17 protein-coding genes are annotated in these 19,357 nt (G+C 65.6%); 4 read left to right on the plus strand and 13 right to left on the minus strand.

What is annotated here, in order from left to right:
• From GAK28_RS14055 to GAK28_RS14065, 3 genes are all read left to right on the plus strand, one after another.
• Nucleotides 1–185: hypothetical protein (locus tag GAK28_RS14055; protein WP_291774467.1), on the plus strand; the 185-nt coding region annotated here is incomplete at its 5' end.
• 635 nt (nt 186–820) lie between these two features.
• Nucleotides 821–2,140 (plus strand): ABC transporter permease, encoded by a 1,320-nt coding sequence (locus GAK28_RS14060; RefSeq protein WP_291780238.1) that lies wholly within the window; start codon nt 821–823, stop codon nt 2,138–2,140.
• A gap of 10 nt (nt 2,141–2,150) precedes the next feature.
• Nucleotides 2,151–3,338, plus strand: a complete 1,188-nt coding sequence (locus tag GAK28_RS14065; protein WP_291780240.1) for an ABC transporter permease — start codon at nt 2,151–2,153, stop codon at nt 3,336–3,338.
• A 150-nt stretch (nt 3,339–3,488) separates the two neighbouring features.
• Here GAK28_RS14065 and GAK28_RS14070 read toward each other — a convergent pair whose 3' ends face one another.
• The 10 genes from GAK28_RS14070 to GAK28_RS14115 form a co-directional block, all read right to left on the minus strand.
• The gene (locus GAK28_RS14070; protein WP_291780243.1) at nt 3,489–4,241 is read right to left on the minus strand and encodes a Slam-dependent surface lipoprotein; all 753 of its coding nucleotides are present in this window, start codon (nt 4,239–4,241) and stop codon (nt 3,489–3,491) included.
• Nucleotides 4,242–4,720: 479 nt separating this feature from the next.
• Nucleotides 4,721–5,446: an energy transducer TonB gene (locus GAK28_RS14075; RefSeq protein WP_291780246.1), complete on the minus strand. Its 726-nt coding sequence runs from the start codon at nt 5,444–5,446 to the stop codon at nt 4,721–4,723.
• Nucleotides 5,443–5,865, minus strand: a complete 423-nt coding sequence (gene exbD, locus GAK28_RS14080) for a TonB system transport protein ExbD (RefSeq protein WP_291780250.1) — start codon at nt 5,863–5,865, stop codon at nt 5,443–5,445. Before exbD ends, GAK28_RS14075 begins: the two co-directional genes overlap by 4 nt.
• Nucleotides 5,862–6,575 carry a tonB-system energizer ExbB gene (exbB, locus tag GAK28_RS14085; protein WP_291780254.1) on the minus strand — a complete coding sequence of 238 codons (714 nt, stop codon included), beginning with the start codon at nt 6,573–6,575 and terminating at the stop codon, nt 5,862–5,864. Before exbB ends, exbD begins: the two co-directional genes overlap by 4 nt.
• Nucleotides 6,572–7,153 (minus strand): biliverdin-producing heme oxygenase, encoded by a 582-nt coding sequence (locus tag GAK28_RS14090; RefSeq protein WP_291780257.1) that lies wholly within the window; start codon nt 7,151–7,153, stop codon nt 6,572–6,574. The genes exbB and GAK28_RS14090 overlap by 4 nt, the downstream gene beginning before the upstream one ends.
• 6 nt (nt 7,154–7,159) lie before the next feature.
• The gene (locus GAK28_RS14095) at nt 7,160–8,617 is read right to left on the minus strand and encodes a surface lipoprotein assembly modifier (protein ID WP_291780261.1); all 1,458 of its coding nucleotides are present in this window, start codon (nt 8,615–8,617) and stop codon (nt 7,160–7,162) included.
• A gap of 55 nt (nt 8,618–8,672) precedes the next feature.
• The gene (locus GAK28_RS14100) at nt 8,673–9,443 is read right to left on the minus strand and encodes a Slam-dependent surface lipoprotein (protein ID WP_291780264.1); all 771 of its coding nucleotides are present in this window, start codon (nt 9,441–9,443) and stop codon (nt 8,673–8,675) included.
• Nucleotides 9,444–9,538: 95 nt separating this feature from the next.
• The gene (locus GAK28_RS14105; protein WP_291780266.1) at nt 9,539–12,637 is read right to left on the minus strand and encodes a TonB-dependent receptor; all 3,099 of its coding nucleotides are present in this window, start codon (nt 12,635–12,637) and stop codon (nt 9,539–9,541) included.
• A gap of 118 nt (nt 12,638–12,755) precedes the next feature.
• Nucleotides 12,756–13,676: a FecR domain-containing protein gene (locus GAK28_RS14110; RefSeq protein ID WP_291780268.1), complete on the minus strand. Its 921-nt coding sequence runs from the start codon at nt 13,674–13,676 to the stop codon at nt 12,756–12,758.
• A gap of 102 nt (nt 13,677–13,778) precedes the next feature.
• Complete coding sequence (locus GAK28_RS14115) at nt 13,779–14,327, minus strand: RNA polymerase sigma factor (RefSeq protein ID WP_291780270.1); 549 nt, start codon at nt 14,325–14,327, stop codon at nt 13,779–13,781.
• Nucleotides 14,328–14,401: 74 nt separating this feature from the next.
• On the opposite strand from GAK28_RS14115, the gene GAK28_RS14120 reads away from it, so the two are divergent.
• Complete coding sequence (locus tag GAK28_RS14120) at nt 14,402–15,154, plus strand: helix-turn-helix transcriptional regulator (protein ID WP_291780272.1); 753 nt, start codon at nt 14,402–14,404, stop codon at nt 15,152–15,154.
• A gap of 3 nt (nt 15,155–15,157) precedes the next feature.
• Here GAK28_RS14120 and GAK28_RS14125 read toward each other — a convergent pair whose 3' ends face one another.
• Genes GAK28_RS14125 through GAK28_RS14135 form a run of 3 tightly spaced genes read right to left on the minus strand, consistent with a single transcriptional unit; the run spans nt 15,158 to nt 19,258 of the window.
• A complete protein-coding gene (locus tag GAK28_RS14125) occupies nt 15,158–16,693 on the minus strand; it encodes a DHA2 family efflux MFS transporter permease subunit (RefSeq protein ID WP_291780274.1) in 1,536 nt (511 codons plus the stop codon).
• Nucleotides 16,686–17,798, minus strand: coding sequence for an HlyD family secretion protein (locus GAK28_RS14130; protein ID WP_291780276.1), 1,113 nt, complete (start codon nt 17,796–17,798; stop codon nt 16,686–16,688). Before GAK28_RS14130 ends, GAK28_RS14125 begins: the two co-directional genes overlap by 8 nt.
• On the minus strand, nt 17,795–19,258 hold the full coding sequence (locus GAK28_RS14135) for a TolC family protein (RefSeq protein ID WP_291780278.1): 1,464 nt from the start codon (nt 19,256–19,258) through the stop codon (nt 17,795–17,797). Before GAK28_RS14135 ends, GAK28_RS14130 begins: the two co-directional genes overlap by 4 nt.
• Between the last annotated feature and the right edge of the window lie 99 nt (nt 19,259–19,357).

Consider the following 19,357-nt stretch of genomic DNA (forward strand, 5'->3'; position numbering starts at 1 on the left):
GGATTTCCTTGATCGCCTTTATCGTCGCGGCCTTCGCGTTAGGCAGTTTCGCCGGTCGCTATGATCTACGTCCCCACCAATACGAATGGCCGGATAACTGGCTGGAATTCTCCGGCGCCTTGCTGATCGGCTCGACGCTGGGCGCGATCTGGATGTGGTTCATTTCTCGGGAACCCGAACTGTAGGAGCGTGCTTGCGCGCGACCCGCGCTCCTACAGGTGTGCGGAGTCGCGAGCACCCATCGCATCGGCGATTGTCGCAAGGGTGCCTCACCGTACGGAGAGCCGTCGGGCCGCCGCCGGGGCGCGACTTGAGGAGCCGAGGGTAGGTGGTCGAAGAAGGCCGCGCAGCGGTGGCGGTCAGGAAGACCGCCATTCCTCGCCGAGGCAGGATGCCGAGTCGAGGAACCTCGACCACCTGCCCGAGCCCGAAGGGGCGAAGCCATAAAACATGGGCCGCGCAGCGGCCAGCCTTTCCCGAGGGACGGCGGAGCCGGCGCGCCCCGGCGGCGGCCCGACGGCTCCCCCAGCCACGCCCGAGCGCCGCAAGCGATGCCGCAGGCGAGCAACCCCTACGAAGCACCCCAACCAGACAGCAGAAACCGACGCCGTCCGCCAGCCGTCCGTCTCCTGTCCGCGGACAGTCTTCCCCCATTCCCGACACCAGGAAAGACCGCACCAGACAGCGCCACCCATACCCCTCACACCGCTGGCCCACAATTTGCTTCACATCCCAGCAACGGACAGCCACGAGTCGGGCATGTCCGTCAGGGGAGTCCCACCGACGTGGGCAGATCATCGGCAAGGAGAGGGGAGACGACATGTTTGGCTATTACCTGCAGCTCGCATGGCGGAGCCTGAAGCGAAGTCCTGGCCTCACGGTGCTCATGATTGTCGCTATCGCTTTCGGCGTCAGCGCATCGATGACGACGTATTCGGTGTTTCGCGCCGTGTCGGGCGACCCGATCCCCTGGAAATCCTCACGACTCTTCGTTCCGCAGATCGATGTCTGGGGCCCGCGCTCGCGTCGCAAGGGTTCGGTGGAGCCCACGGAAGCGCTTACCTATACCGATGCCACGGCCTTGATGCGGGAGCACCGCGCGAAATGGCAGTCGGCACTGTATGCGATTTCGCCCTCGGTCGTTCCCGCCGGTAGTGGCGCCCATCCGCTCAAGAGCGACGGTCACGCCGTTTATAGCGAGTTCTTTCCCATGGTCGACGCGCCCTTCCTGTTTGGCGGGGGATGGAGCGCCGACGATGACCGGCAGCGCGCCCCGGTCGCCGTGATCAGCAGCAAGCTGAATCAGAAACTGTTCGGCGGGAAGAACAGCGTTGGCTTTCCCCTCAACATCGACGGAAAGGAGTATCGGATCGTCGGTGTCCTGGACAACTGGAATCCCCAGCCCCGGTTCTACGACGTGGTGAATACCAACGGATTCACGAACGGAACCGATGACCTATTCATTCCCTTTGAGCGTTCGATCGAGGCCAACATCGACAACGATGGAAACACGAACTGTGCGGAGCCAGCCAAAGAGCCGGGCTTCGCGGGTCTGAAGCGTTCGTCATGCGTATGGATTCCCTTCCTGGTCCAGCTCGACGACTCGGCCGCGGTTTCGGCGTATCGCGACTACCTGCAAGGGTATGCGAATAACCAGCGGAAGGAAGGACGTTTCGCCTGGGAACCCAACAATCGCCTGCGCGATATGCCTGCATGGCTGGAATATCAACAGGTGGCTCCCCGCGATACCAAGGTATCGTTGATGGTGGCACTCGGGCTTCTGGTGGTGTGCCTGATCAACACGGTTGGACTGCTGCTGGCCAAGTTTCTTCGCCGCAGCGGCGAGATCGGTGTTCGTCGGGCGCTCGGTGCGCCGCGTCGGGCGATCTACGCGCAGTTTCTCACCGAGGCGGGCATGATCGGCATTGTTGGCAGCGTGCTGGGCCTTGTATTTACCGGCGTGGGTGTCCTTGGCGTGGGTTGGGTGCTGCCCCGGAATATCGCGGTACTGGCGAAGATCGACCTCTCCCTGCTGGCGATGACCCTGCTCGTGGCCCTGATTTCGGCCGTGCTGGCGGGTGCTTATCCGACATTCCGGGCGTCGATGATCCAGCCCGCCTTGCAGCTGAAATCGAATTGAGGACGTCGATATGAGCCTGCATCCTATTTTTGCCGCACTGCGAAAGCATAAGTCCGGCGTCATCCTGATTACGCTGCAGATCGCCTTCACGCTCGCCATCGTGTGCAATGCCTTGTTCATCATCGGCAAGCGCATCGACAACGTAGGCCGACCCACGGGTCTGGAGGAAAGCGATCTCTTCCTGGTCTCCCAGCAGTGGGTGGGAGCGCCGAGCGGCGATGAACCGAAGGGCGCAAAGATCCTGGAGAACATGCAACTGGAGGACCTGGCCACCTTGCGTAACTTGCCGGATGTCGCCGGGGTCACTCCGATCAACTCCCTTCCGCTTTACCCTTCGGCGTGGTCTGGCTCGGTCGGGGGGCGTCCCGGCAACGGTTCCATCGAAGTGCCCGATGCCAGCATCGCGCGGGTTACGTACTACTTCGTCGACGACAAGGCGCTCGACGTGCTGGGCGCGAAGTTGGTGGATGGGCAGTTTTTTCATGCGCAAGATGTGATGAGCTTGCAGGCGCGGGCGCAGAGTCGGCCGAGCGCCGCCGTCATCACCCGTTCGTTGCAGGAAAAACTGTTTCCGGGACAAAGCGCGGTCGGAAAACCGATCTACATTGATGGCGCTACATTGCCCGTGCTGGTGACCGGTGTCGTTGATAGGCTCCAGGGGCCGGGCTGGGCCACGGATTTCGCGTGGAACTCGGTGATTCTTCCCGTGCGCCGCGCTTCCAGCTTCACCCGTTATGCGGTGCGTGCCAAGCCGGGTCGGATCGAGGCTGCCATGAAGGCAGTACCTTCCGCCTTGTATGCGACGAATCCGATGAGGGTGCTGACGGATGAAAGCATCAAGTCATTCGCAGATATCCGCGCCAGTGCCTACGAGGAGGATATCGGCATGGCGATCGTGATGAGCGTGGTCTGCGTGATCATGCTGGCGGTGACCACGGCAGGCATCGTCGGGCTGACCAGTTTCTGGGTCGGTCAACGGTATCGGCAGATCGGCGTGCGGCGTGCGCTGGGTGCGCGGAAGATCGATATCCTGCGTTATTTCCAGGTAGAGAACCTTGCCATTTCCATCGGCGGGGCCTGCCTGGGTATCGTCCTGGCGTTCGCCTTGAACATCCTGTTGATGCATTACTTCGATCTGGACAGGATGCCCCTCTCCTGGGTGGTGGTCGGTGTGGCGATTGTGCTGCTTCTCGGGTAGATAGCTGTTTTCGTGCCGGCACACCGGGCATCCCTCGTGCCGCCGGTGGCGGCCACGCGCGCCGCCTGAATGTAGGTAGGAGCGCGCTTGCGCGCGATGGAGGTCACCGTATCCCCCATCGCGCGCAAGCGCGCTCCTACAGAGGTGGCCTTACTGCTTGGTGCCCCCGAAAGCGGCATCGTACTGGTGGGCGTTGGCAAAGGACGCCACGCCGGCCAGCGTGGCGGCATTCGCGCCGAAGAAACGTCCACTGATGGTGCCCATGGTGGCGACATCCACGCCACCGACGTTGGCGATGGCGCCCACGCCGGAGATCTGCGTACCCGCGACGGCTGTCGGGCCGAGGACCAGGGTGTAGTTCCCTCCACTCAGGCTCCCGGAAAGCCGCCGCGCGGCGAAGTCGGCGTTGAACGTACCCGCCAGAAGACCGTTCCCCGCGTAATCGCTGATGCCCTTCACGGCGTACGTCGCGGTCCCGGCCGTCGGTACCGTGGTGCCGGCCGTGTCACCCACGATGAAGGTCGCATGCGTACCGTCGCCGACAGCGCCGCTCTGCGACCACTCACCGAAGTAGACATTGGCACTGCTGATCCTGGCGAAGTGGAACGTGCCCAGAGGCGCCAGGAAGCCGGGAGGCGGCACGCCATCCCCGGGTTGATGCGTGACGACACCCGAGGCATCCGTATGCCCGAGTTGCGCCAGTGCGGGAAGATCGATCTGGGCACCAGGGCCCGATGTTCCCGTGGAAGGCACGTTGATCCCTGGGCCGCCGAAGGAAACGGAAGGACCGACGCTTATGGCGTTTCTGCTGACGACACCGGCGATTTGCGCATGCGCCGTACCGAACATCGATAGCGCGGCTATCGAGAGCAGGCCGATAGCCTTGAGTGACACACCTTGCATGAGATTCTCCTTGTGAGGTGAAGCAGGTCGAAAGCGAAAAGCGTCTTCGTCATAGACGAAGACCAGCGGTGCTTTCCCCTATGTCTCGCATCGATGTCCTTGCCAAGGGGTATTTCATTTCCCTCGACATGGCGAATACACGTCCGACGGCGCTTTAGTGCCGTGCGATGCAGCATCGTCGTTCCTGCGAACGCAGGAACCCAGCGCCTCGGTTTGCCAGCGTGGCGATAGCGCATCATCGGCTTTATGTAGGTGGCGCGCTCGCGAAAGCCGGCCGCATCGCACTGGGTTCCAGCGTGCGCTGAAACGACGTGAGGGTGCTTTAGGGTGTTCGCCACAAGAGAGTGTGAGATGGCGATATGTAGGGGGCGCACCTGCGAAAACCGGTCGCATCGCACTGGGTTCCAGCGTTCGCTGGAACGACGTGAGGGTGCTTTGTGCGGTGGCGATAATACGCCGGGCATGAGTCTGCGAGGCGACTAAGACGAGCGCAGGAAGAAATTGATCGGCACCAGCACCATGACGGGGTCGCTGGGCACCTCGGCGGGTGGTGGCGGCAGCGGGCTGGCACGGCGGACGGTGGCGAGGGCTTCCTCGTCCAGTAGCGGATAACCGGACGGTTGTTGCACCACCGGGTCGGCGACGCGGCCTTGTCGGTCCACAGAGAAACGGACCCATACGACGCCCTCTTGATGCGAGCGCTCGGATTGGCGGGGATACCGGCGATAGCGCTTGAGCCACGCGAGGAGGGTGCTCTGCCATTCGGCCTTGAGCAACGCGCCTTGGGCTGACTGGGTGGAGGGCGCGGCGTAGCGTTCGGCGTTCTGGGCCTCTACATGCGGAGGCGCGGTGCTCTGGTCGGCGGCTTGTTCGGCCTGGACGGCGGGTGCAGGTGCGGTGGGTTCCGGTGTGCCGGCCACCACGTCCTTTACCGGTGCAGGCGGGGGCGCGACCTGTCGGGGCGGCGATGGCTTAGCCGTGGCCGCGGTACGCGCCTCGCGGAGCGGTCCGGTTTCGCGTTGGGTTACCGGGGCGGGTGGGGCGGCGGGCTGGGGTGCCGGCTCGATGGCGATGGCTTCCATGGGCAGGTCGTGGGGCGGTGTCACGCGATCCATGCCGATCCAACGTGCGGCGATGACCAGCACGCCGAACACCATCGCCACGATGACGCCGCTGGCGACCCAGCGCAGACGATCCGTGTTCATCCGTGGTCGCGTTCCAGGCCGACCAGCGCCATATGGGTGTAACCCGCATCGCGCAGCGCGTTCATGGCATCCATCAGGCGCTCGTACGACAGGCTGCGATCGCCACGCAGGAGCACGCGGCGCTCGTGGTCAGCCTGCGTGCGACGATCCAGCGCCGCTTTCAGCGTGGCGGGCTGCACCACGTCATCGTCCAGCTTCCAGCTGCCGTCGGCGGTCACGGTGAGATAGACCGGTGCGTCGTCACGTGGCTGGATGCTCGCGTTGCTGGCCGGCAGGTCCACGGGTGCGTCCACCGTCGCCAGGGGCGCGGCCACCATGAAGATGATGAGCAGCACCAGCATCACGTCGATGAAGGGCGTGACGTTGATCTCGTGCGCCGGTTCGAGATCGTCGTCCTCGTCGTTGGTGCGAAAGCTCACGGTGTCGCCTCGCGGCGACGCTGGGCGAACGCATCGGGGCTTTCATGCTGGCGATCGAGATCGCGCGAAACGAGTTCGAGGACACGCGCCGACAGATCGGCGATGGCGGCGCGTAGCGCGCCGACCGATCGGGTGAAATGGTTGTAGATCACCACGGCGGGAATCGCCGCGACGAGACCGATCGCGGTCGCCATCAAGGCCTCCGCGATGCCCGGCGCGACGACCGCCAGGCTGGTGGTGTGCGCCTTCGCTATGCCGGTGAAGCTGTTCATGATGCCCCAGACCGTACCGAACAAGCCGACGAAGGGCGCCGTCGAACCGATCGTGGCGAGCAACGCGGTACCGTGGCGCAGCTTGCGTACCCAAGCCCGCTCCACGCTGGCCAGGCGCGACGCGGTGCGTTCCTTGATGCCGACACGCTCGCGCAATCCGGCGGAATGGCGACGCTCGCTCCAGGCGGCCTCCACGAGTGACTGGACGACGCCGGGGGGAAGGGATGCTGAGACGGGCAGCACGCTGGATTGCTCCAGGTAATCGCCTGCATCCTCAACGCGGCGACGGAAGCCTCGCAGCTCCCAGCTTTTGGCCAGCAGGATCGTCCACGTCGCGAACGAAGCCAACGCGAGGAGGATCATCACGCCTTGCACGACGCCATTGGCATGCACCAGCATCGACCAGGCATCGGTCGGCGGCATCGTCGAGGTACTCATGCAAAGCATTCCCGGGTCAGCACGACGGCGTGCGTGAACGCGGCCTTGGCGCCTTCCACGGCACGCTGCTCCTCTTCGTCGTCAAGCTCGGCGGCGTCCAGCGCGGCGACGAAGCCGCGCCAGTGACCGGCGCGGCCGTCTTCCGGCGTCGCCAGATGGCTTGCGCCGAAGGCGGGCCCCAGTTCCAGCTTTGCCGCCAGTTTGAGCAGGATGGCCGCTCCGAGGTTGGAGCCCTCGACGACATACAGCCAGCCCAGGCCCGTGGCCGCGTCGATGCCATCGGCGAAGGGGGAGGCCTCCCGTTCCGGTCGTTCGACACCGAGCGCGACAAGATCATCCATCACGGCCGGCAGGCGTCGACGCTCGTGCAGGTCGGGCAGCAACGAGGCGTAGCCGGCATGATGGAACAGCGGATCGGCGGCGCGATGCAGTCGGTACTGCATGCGCAGGAAGCGCGTGTAGTTCTCGCGCGACGCGAAGGGCTGGCCGGCCATGATCAGGCTGTCCAGCTCGCCATGCATGGGGCGAGTGGCTTCGGCGAGGCGGCGGGCGCGGGAGGGAGAGGCGAGAGTGGTCATATCGGTTCAGAAAGTGTGTTCGAGACGGAAACTGATCTGGCGGCGCTGGTAGCTGTAGAGCCAGCCGACATTGCTGCGCACGCGGTTGATCTGCGCGGTGAGGCTCGGCGTAAGTCCCATGAAGCGGAACTTCGGCATGCCGAGGATGAAGATGACGTTGCGTTCGACATCGTGGCGACGCGCTTCCAGCAGGTCGCTGTAGGCCGCGTAGTCGCGATAACGGAACGAGGCGGAGAGATAGGTGGTGAAGGCGTTACCCCAGGCGCGTACCACGCCAATACGCGCACCGCGCTGGATGAAACCCTGAGTGACGTCGCGTGCGTTCTTGTCGACGAGGTCCAGGCCACCGAAGACCGTCCATTGGCGAGGTAGCTGATACCACACGGTGGCGAAGGCATCGCGGAGCGCACCATCGTAGGCGTCGTAACCGGGCTGCTTGTAGCGGAACTGCTTGCGGTCGGCCTCCAGCTTGAAGGTCATGACGGCGTTTACGTCGTGGATCCATTCGGCGTGGCCGCCCCAGGCGGTATAGAGCAGGCCGGTGCCATAGGTGCCGGCGTCGAAGGTCGGCGCGATGGCCCAGGTGTCGTGGGCGGTACGATGGTCGTAGCCGATCTGGGTGACGCTGGTGACCTGGTTGTAGCGCGAATGGCCAGGATAGATGTCGCCGAAGGCGAACGAGCGCAGGTAGATGCCGCCATGCCCCGACAGCGGTTCGCGGCGTGACAGGCTGCCTTCAAAGTTGACGCCGCGCGAACCGATGGCGGGCGGTACCTTGCGATTGATGAAGCAGGTGCCGTCGGGTCCGATCAGCAGGCAGGTCTCGCTGGCCGAGGTCTGGTTGAGGTTGTCGTTGTACGACGGACCGATGGCGAACGAGCCTTGCCAGGCGCGCCGACGCTTCAGGGCGGCGAGGAAGGTCTCCACGCTCCGGCGTACACCGGCCGCCTTGTCGTCTGCGGTGGGAAGCTTGTCCGCGATGCGTGTGAAAAGGGTTTCGGCGTCACGATCCTGCTGGCTTTCGAAAAGCACGCGGGCCAGTTCCAGCTGGCCGGGCAGGAATTCGTCCTGCAGCTTCAGCAGGTCGCGATACTCGCGTTCGGCGCCATGCAGGTCGCCGTCTTCGCGAGCGAGGCCGCCGCGTGCGTAATGGAGCAGCATCGGGTCGGCGTCGGGCATGTGTTCGTATCGCGCAAGGAATCGCCGTGCATCGGCCCAGGCGCGTTTTTCCACCGAAACATACAGCGCCTCGCCGACATCGCTGGCCGTGTTGCCCACGCTATAGGTTTTTTCGTCGATGACAATGCGCGAGGTGTCGGCGTCCTCGACAAGGTGTTTCTCCCGCGCGGCCTCGCGGCGTTCACCGGTCTGGTCGAGGCGCAGCCGGGTATCGTCCACGGTCTGCGCCCGCACGGCGGGGCAGGCGATGGCCAGCGCCAACGCGAAGAGGAGCGGGGGCCCCATGACTGGCCCCCGCTCCCGGACGCGTGGCGGATGACGAAGGGTCATCCTCACGGGGTCACTGCTTGGCACCGCCGAACGCGGTGTTGTACTGGCGAGCGTTGGCGAACGAGACGATACCCGCCACCGACGCGGCGTTGGCGCCGAAGAAGCGACCGTTCACCGAGCCGCCAGTGGCGACGTTGGCACCGCCTACGCTGGCGACACCGCCGGCACCGACGATGTTCGCGCCGGCGATGGCGGCCGTGCCGATATCCACCTTGTAGTTACCGTTCGAGACCGAACCGGTGAGCTGACGGGTGGCGAAGTTGGCGGAGAAGGTACCGGCGAGCGCGCCGTTGCTGGCGTAGTCGCTGATACCCTGCACGGCGTAGGTGGCGGAACCCGTGGTCGGCACGGTGGTGCCGGCGGTGTCGCCTGCGTAATAGGTGGCGTGCGTGCCGTCGGCGGCGCTGGCGGTCTGCGACCACTCACCGTAGTAGACGTTGGCGTTGCTCACCTTGGCAAAGTGGAACGAACCCAGCTTGGTGTGGTCCGGCGGCGAACCGGCCGGCGGGGTCGGGCTGGCGAAGTTGAGGAAGGTCACGCCGCTGGCATCCGTGCTGCCATAGGCGGTGAGACCGGCGAAGTCCACCAGGCTGGCGGTGCCGGTCGACGGCACGCCGATGCCCGGCAGGCCGGAGTGGTGCGGACCGCCGTTGACGGTGGACGAGCCAGCGCTGATGTTGTTGTTGCTGACGGCGCCGACGACCTGGGCGTGGGCGGAACCGGCGAGCAGCAGCGCGCCGACGGAAAGCAGGCCGAGGGCCCTGAGGGGGAAACCTTGCATCGTGAATTCTCCTTGAAAAGAGGAAGCGCCGGCGATGGCTGAGCGCGGTGTTCCCTGCCGTCCGTGGCGGGCCAGCTAGAGCTCCATGAGGGGTGTCAGAACCGCGCGTTCACGCTGAGGCGGATCGTCCGGCCGGGAGCCGGCATCAGCGAACGGGTGAGCGGGTCGACGTAATAGCGGTTGCCGAGGTTCGTGCCGGCCAGTTCCAGCGTCATGCCGTTGTGCAGCTTGTAATCGGCGTAGGCGTCGTAGGTCACGATCGTGCCCCAGGTGTAGGGCACGTTGAGTCCATAGCCGCTGATGGTTCCCGTCGTGACGTACTTATCCAGTTGGGGATTGGAATACGCGCGGTAGTAGACCGTGCGCGTACCCACTTCGAGCGCACGATCGAAGAAGCGTGCGCCGAGTGTCAGATTCGCGGAGAACTTCGGCGTGGCCTGCGTCAGCAAGTAGCTGCTCACGAAGCCGTAGTTCACGCAATTCGGAACATTGCCATGCGAAGGATCGCTCAGGATCGCGCGGTTGTCGTCGCAGGTCTTGTCGGTAGTGGTCTTGGCGATACCGAGGTCGGTGAAGAAGCGACCGTTGTCGTAGCGGCCCTGGAGTTCAAAGCCGCGCACGATCTTCCGGTTCATGTTGGTGAACATCAGCTTGTCGCTGCGCTCGATAACGTTGCGGGTGATGGTGTTGAACCAGGTCAGCTTCACGTCGGCGCGTTGGTCGCTATCCAGGTGGAACAGGTCACGCAGGTCATGCACGTAGCCCGCTTCCCAGGTGTAGGCGTGCTCGGGTTTCAGGCTGTTCAGGGGATCGATCGACGCCGAGAAGCCGATGGTGCTTTCGAACAGGCTGGGGAAGCGATAGGCCTGGACGTAACGCAGGTACGCCCGGCTGTTCGGCGTGAACTGGTAGCTGGCCGAGAACCACGGCGCCCAGCCGTGGCCGCGCTGGGATTTCGCACGCGCGGCAATCTGCTGGGGGGCGGGCAAGTCGTTGCTCGTCTGGCAGGTGCCCGGAGCGTAATTCTTCACGCTGGAAAGGAAGCCATTGACGCAGATGTCGTCCGCACGGTGGTACCGGCCATTGGCATCGGGAAGCCAGTCCACCGTGTTGGTGAAGTTATAGGTCTGGCCTTCCTGCTGTTGGCGAAAGATATCCAACAGATTGTCCAGGTCGGCGCCGCTCAGGCCGGAGTCGGTCAGCATCTTGCGCATGGACTCGACGTACTTGTCGGGCGTGGTTTCGATCGTGTCGTAGGTCAGCTGCTTCTTGTCCCGGTACTGGGTAGTGAAGTAGTCGCCCTTCCCAGCGCGAATCTGGGCCGCGAGGAAATCGTCATGCGCCTTGTAGCCCGAATAACGCATGCCGCCCTCGAGCGTCAGCGCATCGGTGGCACGCCATTGCACATCGAAATGGATGTCGTATTCCTGGCGACGCCCCGCGCGAGGAAACTGGCGCCAACCATCGTCGGTACCGTTCCAAACATCGCTGGAGGACAGCTTCTCGTGTTCCCAGTGACCGCCCACGGTGAAGTCGACCCGTTCGCCGAAGTGCATGCGATTGCTCAGGGTGAGGCCCACGCGATTGTTCTGCGCATTGGCGAGCGCCGTGTTGCGCAGGATCGGGTCGCTGGGGCCTGGGGCGTAGTTGGGAAAACCGCCAGCGGTGTAGGTGTGGCTCGCCGTCCGCGTGGTCCACGCGTTCGCGTACAGGTCCAGCCAGGGGCTGTCCGGGTTCCAGCGGTATTCCAGGTTATAGGCCTTGGCGTCCACCTTGCTTTCGGGCCACTGCACCGCGCCAAGATTCGAAATGCCGCCAAGGATGATGCGCGAGGGCATGATCTCGCCGTAGCGGGACATCGTGTCGCGCGCGCCGAGCTGCAGACTCTGGTCGGGGGAGATATGCCAGGTGATCTTGCCCAGCCACGATTGCAGTTCGCTGGAGGTGTTGGGTACCTCGCTACCGGGCTCATAGGCCGTACCGAGCTGGCGGACGACATTGTTCATGCCGTAGAGGTCCTGGTGCGAGTAGTAGCTCGCGTCGTTCTTGCCGGAGAAGTAATTGCCGCGCTTGCGATAGGCATAGGCGGTGAGATAGTCGAAATCGTCCTGCTTCGCGGCGAATGCGACGCGATAGGCGCGGTCGCCCATGCTCAGCGTCTGCGGATCCTTCCGGGGCACCTGGCGAACCGTCGGATCGCCGTACGAGGCGTTGGGCGAGGTACCTGCCGGTGCGCCGGGCGTACCGGGGAAATTGGGGACGTTGCGGTAATCCTGACACGTGAGCAGGGTGGGGAAGCGCGGCGATGTCGAGTTGTTCGCACCTTCGGCACGGATATCCACACCGATGGTGCGACCGGGTGCGAGCACATCGTCCACGTCGAGCGTTTTCACCACCACGGCGCCGCCGATACCGCCGTTCACGTCGCGTGCGGTGGTCGGCCCCTTGAGTACCTGCATGCCGCCGATCAGCGACGGGTCGATGTAGGCGCGATTGTTGGCACCGTTGTAGCCCCGCCATACGGTGAGTGCCTGTTCGGTGCCGTCGATGAGGACGGGTACACGGCCCGGTCCTTCCACACCGCGGATGCTGGGATCGAGGGCGCCGCTGTTGCGCGCGTCGCCGCTGTACACATTCACCATGCCCTTGAGCAGGTCGGCGGGGTTGTTGCCGCGATAGCGTTCGATGTCCTTGCGGCCCTTGTAGACGCTGGAAAAATCGTTGCCGTAGACATCGTCGTAGCCGCGACGGTCACGGGCGTCTCCCGTCGGGTGATCGCCGTAGGCGGACTCCACCGACAGGGTGCCTGTCACCACGTCGCCTTTGCTGCCCGCAGCGGCCTTTTCCAGTGTCACCACACCGGGGCTCACCTGGCGCCAGCGCAGGCCCGAACCCTGCAGCAGGCGATCAAGCGCTTCGGTATCGGTGTAGTCACCTTTCAACGCAGGCGCCTGTACCCCGTAGGGCGCCTCGTCGCTGTAGATCACCTGCAGGCGCGTCTGCGACGACAGCGTGGCCAGTGCGCGGGGCAGCGATTGCGCGGGGATGTCCACCGGATGCCGGGCGGCTTGGTTGCTGGCGGGCGCTTCCTGGGCGCGAGTGGTGGCGACCGTGCCAAGGGCAAGCAGAATGGCGGCGGCGAGCATCGTCGGCAGCGAGGCGGACGAACGCGTGATCGTGGATGGGGCGGACATGGGTGGCGTGGGATCCCTGTAGGCTGTCGCAGGTCAATGAGAATGAGTCTCATTGACTGTCTGCCCACATAGACGAACGGGACCCGGGGAATCCCCCAAGAAACTTTCGAATTATTTTTCAGTACACGACGGTAAGTAGCGGGCCTACGCGGCTCTGGCGCAGGCCCAGCGAGGCAACGACGGCCTCCAGGGCCTTGTCGGGGTCGCGGATGTCGAAGGCCCCCGAGATGGGGTGGTCGCGCAGGGCGCTTCCACGCACCCAGATGCCGCCACGGCGATAACGGCCCAGCTCATCCATTACCTGGGACAGCGGTGCGCGATAGAACACCAGCTGCCCACGCGTCCAGGCCGACAGGGTATCGGCATCGCCGGGAGGCGCTGCGTGCGTGCCTTGGGTATCCAGCGTGGCGGCGTCTCCCGCCAGCAGGGTGAGTGTGTCGTCCGTGCCGCCGTGTACCGCGACGCGACCTTCCACCACGCCGACGCGTGTACGGTTCTCGTCCACGCGTACATCGAACACCGTGCCCAGGACGCGGGCTTCACCGCTGTCCGTGCGTACCGTGAACGGCCGCGAGGCGTCATGGGCCACGCGGAAGAAGGCTTCGCCACGCACCAGGCGCACGTGGCGTCCCGCGCCGTCGATCTCCACGTCGATCGCCGAATTCGTGTTGAGGGTGACCTGGGTGCCGTCGGTCAGCTGGACCTCGCGGGTCTCGCCCACGGCGGTCACCGCGTCGTGCGCGTCGCGCTGGTGGATGACCACGAGGCCGGTCAGCATGATGGCGGCAGCCACCGCGGCGACCGCCAGACGGCGTCGGGGCATCCGTCGCGGGCGGGGAGGCGCGCACATCGCCCGCACGGGCTCGTCCAGTTGCGCATGCAGCGACTCGACTTCAGCCATCGCCAGGGCGTGGCGGGGATCGAGGGACAGCCATGCGGCATGCGCACGGCGCACGGTATCGTCGGCGTCGCGCAGGCGGGCGTGCCAGCGGACCGCTTCGGTGAAACACTCGTCGTCGATGGAGGGTTGCTGGTCCATGTGCCTATCCGCGGTCCGGAATGGGTGGGCGGCGAGGGCCGCGTCTGGCGAGAGATCACCCGTCATGACGATGACGAATGAACGGGAAGGTTTCCCCCACGATCATGATTCCGATCCTGCCGATTTCACACGTCGACGGCAGGCCAGCATCGCATGGGCAATATGGTTCTCGACCGTTTTCGGCGAAATGCCCAGGCGTTCCCCGATCTGCCGCATGGTCAGGTGCTCGGCACGGTAGAGCAGGAACACCTCGCGGCATTTCGGCGGCAAGGCACGGATCGCGTCCTGGAGCAGTGCGTACTCCTGCTGCCCGGCGACCACCCGGAAGGGCGATGGGGCGGGCGTGGCCACCTGATCGGCGGGCGCGTCGTCGTGGAAGTGTCGGTCGTGCAGCATGCCCTGGCGTTGCCGATCGATGACAAGATTGGCCACGACGCGGTACACGTAGGCCAGGGGATTGCCGATACCGCCGCTGTCGGCCCGGGTGGGCCGTTCGGCGGAGAGGCGCAGCCAGGCGTCCTGCATCACGTCGTCCGCCAGACTGGGCGAACCACCGCGGCGCAGGGCAAACTGCCTTAGTTCGTCGTAGCGGCTTTCCAGCAAGGCGGCGAATGTCGGCGTCCCCGTGGCTTCCGCGTCACGGTCGGGCATCCTCTTGCCTCGTAATGGACGGATACCCACATGGTATCTTTGTTGAGAATGACTCGCAATTGCGATTAGGTGCCATGGACCTTCACTTCGATCCCATGGCGATGCCGGTCAGCGGTGTCGCCATCGACTTCCCCAGCGGCCACGTGATCGCGCCGCATACCCACGCGCGCTCCCAGCTCGTCTACGCGGTGGAGGGCGTACTCGTGGTGGAGACGCCCGAGGGGCATTGGGTGGTGCCGCCCAACCGCGGGGTATGGCTGCGGGCGGGCGTGGCGCATTCGGTGCGGATGCGTGGGCAGGCGCGCATGCGCAGCGTCTTCGTGGATGCGGATGCGGCACCGGGGCTTCCCATGCGCGACTGCGTGATCGATGTCTCGCCGCTGCTGCGCGAGCTGATCCTCGCCGCGACGGAAGCGGGGCAGGTCCGTGATGCGGATACCCGCGACGGCCGCGTCCTGCGCCTGTTGCTCGACGAGCTGCGGGTCTCGCCGATGTTGCCGCTGCATCTGCCCTGGCCAGACGATCCGCGCATTCGCCGCGTTTGCACCGACGTGGTCAATCAGCCGGCCGACGAGACGACAGCCGCCACCTGGGCGGTTCGACTGGCGATGAGTCCGAAGACCTTCCATCGCCAGTTCCTGCGCGGCACGGGGATCACCTTCGGGCGCTGGCGGCAGCAGGCACGCCTGCTTGGTTCGCTGGAGGCGCTGGCCGAAGGGCTTCCCGTGCTACGAGTCGCGATCGAGCATGGCTACGACAGCCAGAGCGCCTTCGCCGCCGTGTTCAAGCGGCAATTCGGTGTGTCGCCGTCGGCGTTTTACCGCTGACGCTCAGCGTCGCCGCAGCATGAAGCCGCCACCCACGCAGGCCAGCATCAACAAGCCGGCGAGGAAGAAGGTGTCGCTATAGGCGAGCAGGGTGGCGTTACGCTGCACGACGCGATCCAGTATCCACAACGCGCGCTGGTGCAACGACGCGAGTCCTTCACCGCCCGCGTGGGCCAGCGTATGAACGAGGGCGTCAATGCGCTCCCGGGTGGCGGGCTCGAAGGGATTCACCGATTCGCCGATGCGTTGCGCATGGAAACGCGTGCGCTCCACCACGATCTGGCTGGAAATAGCGATGCCGATCGCGCCGCCGACGTTGCGCACCATCGAGAACAGGCCCGACGCCGACCCGAGTTGCTCCTTGCGCAGGCCCTGGATGGCCAGCACGCCCAGGGCTACCACGATCAATGCCTGTCCTACGCCACGGACGATCAGGGAAGGGACGATCACGTTGGCGGACGCGTCGGGGTTGAGATGCATGTTCATCAGGCAACCCACCGCCGTGAGGGCGAAGCCGGCGACGATCACCGTACGCGGACTCGTCAGGCGCATCAGGCGTGGCGTGGCGAAGGACATCACGAACTGCACGAGGCCATAGGGAATCATCAATGCGCCGATCTGGCGGGCGTTATAACCGTGCACCTCGGCAAAGTAGTTGGGCACGAGGAACACCACGCCGAACACCACCGCGCCGAAGGTGAACTGCATGAAACTCGCGATGCCGAAGTTGTAGCTGGCCAGCAGGCGCAGGTCGAGCAAGGGCTCCTTGCGACGCAGTTCCACCACGACGAAGGCGACGAGTCCCATCGCGGCGACCGCCGCGCAACAGACAATGAAGGATGAGGCGAACCAGTCTTCGCGCCCGCCTTCCTCCAGCATGATCTGCAAGGCGGACAGGCCCACGGCTATCGCGGCGATGCCACCCCAGTCGCCCTGGCGCAGGCGATGGGTCTGGGCGGGTTGCGGTCGCACCGACCAACCGATGGCGGCCAGCAGGAGCAGGCCCGGCGGTATCTGGAGATAGAAGATCCAGCGCCATGAATACACGTCGGTCAGCCAGCCGCCCAGCGACGGGCCGGCCGCCTGCGCGACATTGTTCGCCACCGCGAAGAGCGCCATGCCCAGCGGATGCTTTGCGGACGGCAGTTCGGCCACGATGAGCTGGAACGACAGGGGAATCAGCACGCCGCCGAAGGCCCCCTGGAGGGCACGGGCCAGGATCATCGTCTGGATGTTGGGTGCCAGGGAGCAGGCGATGGAGAACAGCACGAAGCCCGCCGTGCCCACCATGAGCACGCGGCGCATGGTGAACACCGAGACCAGCCAGCCTGTCATCGGGATGATGATGATCTCGGCGACCAGGTAGGCCGTGGTGATCCACGAGCCTTCCTCGAAGGTGGCGCCGAGCGAGCCGCGCACGTCCGGCAGTGAGGCGTTGGTGACGTGTACGTTCATGCCGGCCATGAAGCAGCCGACGACGCTGCCGAGCACCGCGATCCAGGTGCGCAGCGATACGGTTTCATCCTCGCGCTCACTCATCGTGCGTGTCCACCGTGGCGATCACGGACATGCCGGGCCGGATGTCGGCGAGCGTCTTTGCCGATGCGTCGAGGCGGATGCGCACCGGCATGCGCTGCACGATCTTGGTGAAGTTGCCGGTGGCGTTGTCCGGCGGCAGCAGGGCGAACTGTGCCCCCGACGCGGGTGCGAAGCTGTCCACACGGCCGGTGAGGTGCAGGCCGCCGTACGCATCCACCTCCACCTCGGCAGGCTGCCCCGGCTTCATGCGTTCGACCTGGGTTTCCTTGAAGTTGGCGACGACATAGCGTTCGTTGGGTACTACGGCAAGCAAGGGTGTTCCCACGTCGACATACTGGCCGGCGCGCAGACTACGCTGGCCCACGGTGCCGTCCAGCGGCGAGCGGATGACGCTGTGTTCCAGATCCAGCTGGGCAAGCGCAAGACGAGCCTTTGCGCCCGCCAGTGCGGCGCGAGCCTTCTCGCGTTCCGCCTCGGCGGCGGCGCGTTCCGTATCGAGTACCGGCAGCGCCTTGCGACGCGCCTGCAATGCGGCGCGGGCCGAGGCTTCACCGGCTCCCGCGCGCCGCGTATCCGCCAGCGCGACTTCGCGTTGGCGTTCGCTGCTGACCTGTTGGGCGACCAGCGTCGCCTGCCGACGGTCCTCGGCGGCGGCGCGTTCACGTTCGGCCGTGGCTGCGACGAGGGTGGCGGCAGCTTCGTCCACGAGACTTTGTTGCTGCGTGTGCCGGGCATCGAGGTTGGCGATTCGGGCCTCCTGCCCGCGTGCCTCGGCCTCCGCGGCCGCGAGCGCCGCCTCGGCCTGGGCCACGCGGGCGCGGTAGTCGCGGTCGTCGATGCGCGCAAGCACGTCACCTGCCTTCACCGCTTGGTTGTCGGCCACGGCCACCTGCACGAGGTAGCCCGGCACGCGCGGCACGATGGTGACGATATCGGCGCGCGCATAGGCGTCATCGGTGGCGACGAGGAAACGTCCCGTACGCCACCAGTGGATGCCCCAGGCCAGTACGGCAACGGCAAGGAAGCTGCCCGCGTAGATCGCGATGGCGCGGCGTCGTGCTCGGCGGTCGATCGCCGCCTCGGGAACGGTAGTGGTGTCGGTCATGGCGTGGATCCGTGGGAAAGGGAGGCGGTATCGCGGAGGGCCATCGGCAGATCGACGACGGGCGCGTCGCGCCATCCGCCGCCGAGCGCCTTGAATACGGCGATCTGCGCATCGACGACCTCCGCGTCGGCGTCGGCCAGCGCGGCCTGGGCTGCGACATCGTCGCGTTGTGTATCGAGGTGTTCGAGCGCACCGATGGCACCCGCCGCGCGGCTCGCGTCGGCCAGGCGCAGGGCCTCGCCGCTGCGTGCGGCCGCCCTGGACAACGCATCGCGCTGGCGCCGGGTGGCGTCGTAGAAAACAAAGGCCTGCTGTGTGTCCTTCAGCGCACCGAGGATGCTGGCATCGAACCGGGCCAGCGCCGCGTTTTCCCGCTCGCCGGCCTGGGCGATGCGCGAACGGACCACCGCGATGTTGGGAAACTGCCAGGAAAGCAGGGGGCCGATGCGCCATACGCGCGACGCATGGTCGTCCAGTCCATCGGGATGATGTGCGGACCCCGCGATGCTCGCGCCGAACGATACGCGCGGCCAGAGGTCGGCACGTACCTCGCCTAGCCGCGCGCTGGCCATGCCGAGAAGGTACTCGGCTTCGCGAACGTCGGGACGACGACGCAGCCATGCCGTGCCATCGCCATCGGGCAGGGGCAGGTCGGTGGGCGGCAGCGCGTCGCAGGCGGCGGCTTCGGCGGGCACGTGGTCGGGTGTACGGCCCAGCAGCACGGCGAGGTTCGTAAGCGAGCGTTGGCGCGAAGCCTCCAGCGGCGCGATGGCCGCCTGGGTGCGCTCGACGAGCGCGTCGGCCCGCACCACGTCCAGCATCACGCCGTCCCCGGCGTCGCGCCGACTGCGCGCGACATCGCGGCCGCGCTCGACGAGCGCGAGCGATCGTCGAGCAATGGCAATGCGGTGACCGTAGGCGCAAGCATCCAGCCACGACCGCGTCGTTTCCGCCGCCACCTCGATGCGAACCCCATCCTCGGCGGCGCGTGATGCCTCGGCCTGGGCATGCGCCGCGTCCACTGCGTGACGAAGGCGGCCAAAGAGATCGGCTTCCCAATCGACGTCCAGGCCTGCCGTATAGCGGGTGCCCGTACGGATCGCCTGTCGGTCGAGCAGCGCGGTTTCGACCTGGTCGTCCAGTGTGCTGCCATAGCCCGCGCCTGCCCTCAGCGTGGTGGAGGGAAGCCTGTTTCGGCGAGCCTGTCCCAGTGCGGCACGTGCTTCGCGAAGGTTGGCTTCGGCCACGCGCAAGTCGCGATTGTTCGTCAGTGCCTCGACGACGGCATCGTCCAGGGCAGGAAGCCGGTAAAGCGACCACCAGCGTTCGGTGGAGGGCTCCGCGGTCGACACCGTCCCCGCGGGGAACTCGACGGTACTGCGTGGTGGACGGATGGGTTGCGTGACGCAACCGGCCATGGCGACGCACAGCGCCGCGACAGGCCACGATCGATGGAGCATGGCACGCCTTCTCGTGGGAGAGACCAGCCATGCTAGGGACGGAAGACGGCGTCATCCGACGCGAATGGGTAGACCTTTAGCGCGAAATGGTCATTTTTG

It is taken from the genome of Luteibacter sp. (assembly GCF_009912395.1).
Lineage (GTDB): Bacteria > Pseudomonadota > Gammaproteobacteria > Xanthomonadales > Rhodanobacteraceae > Luteibacter.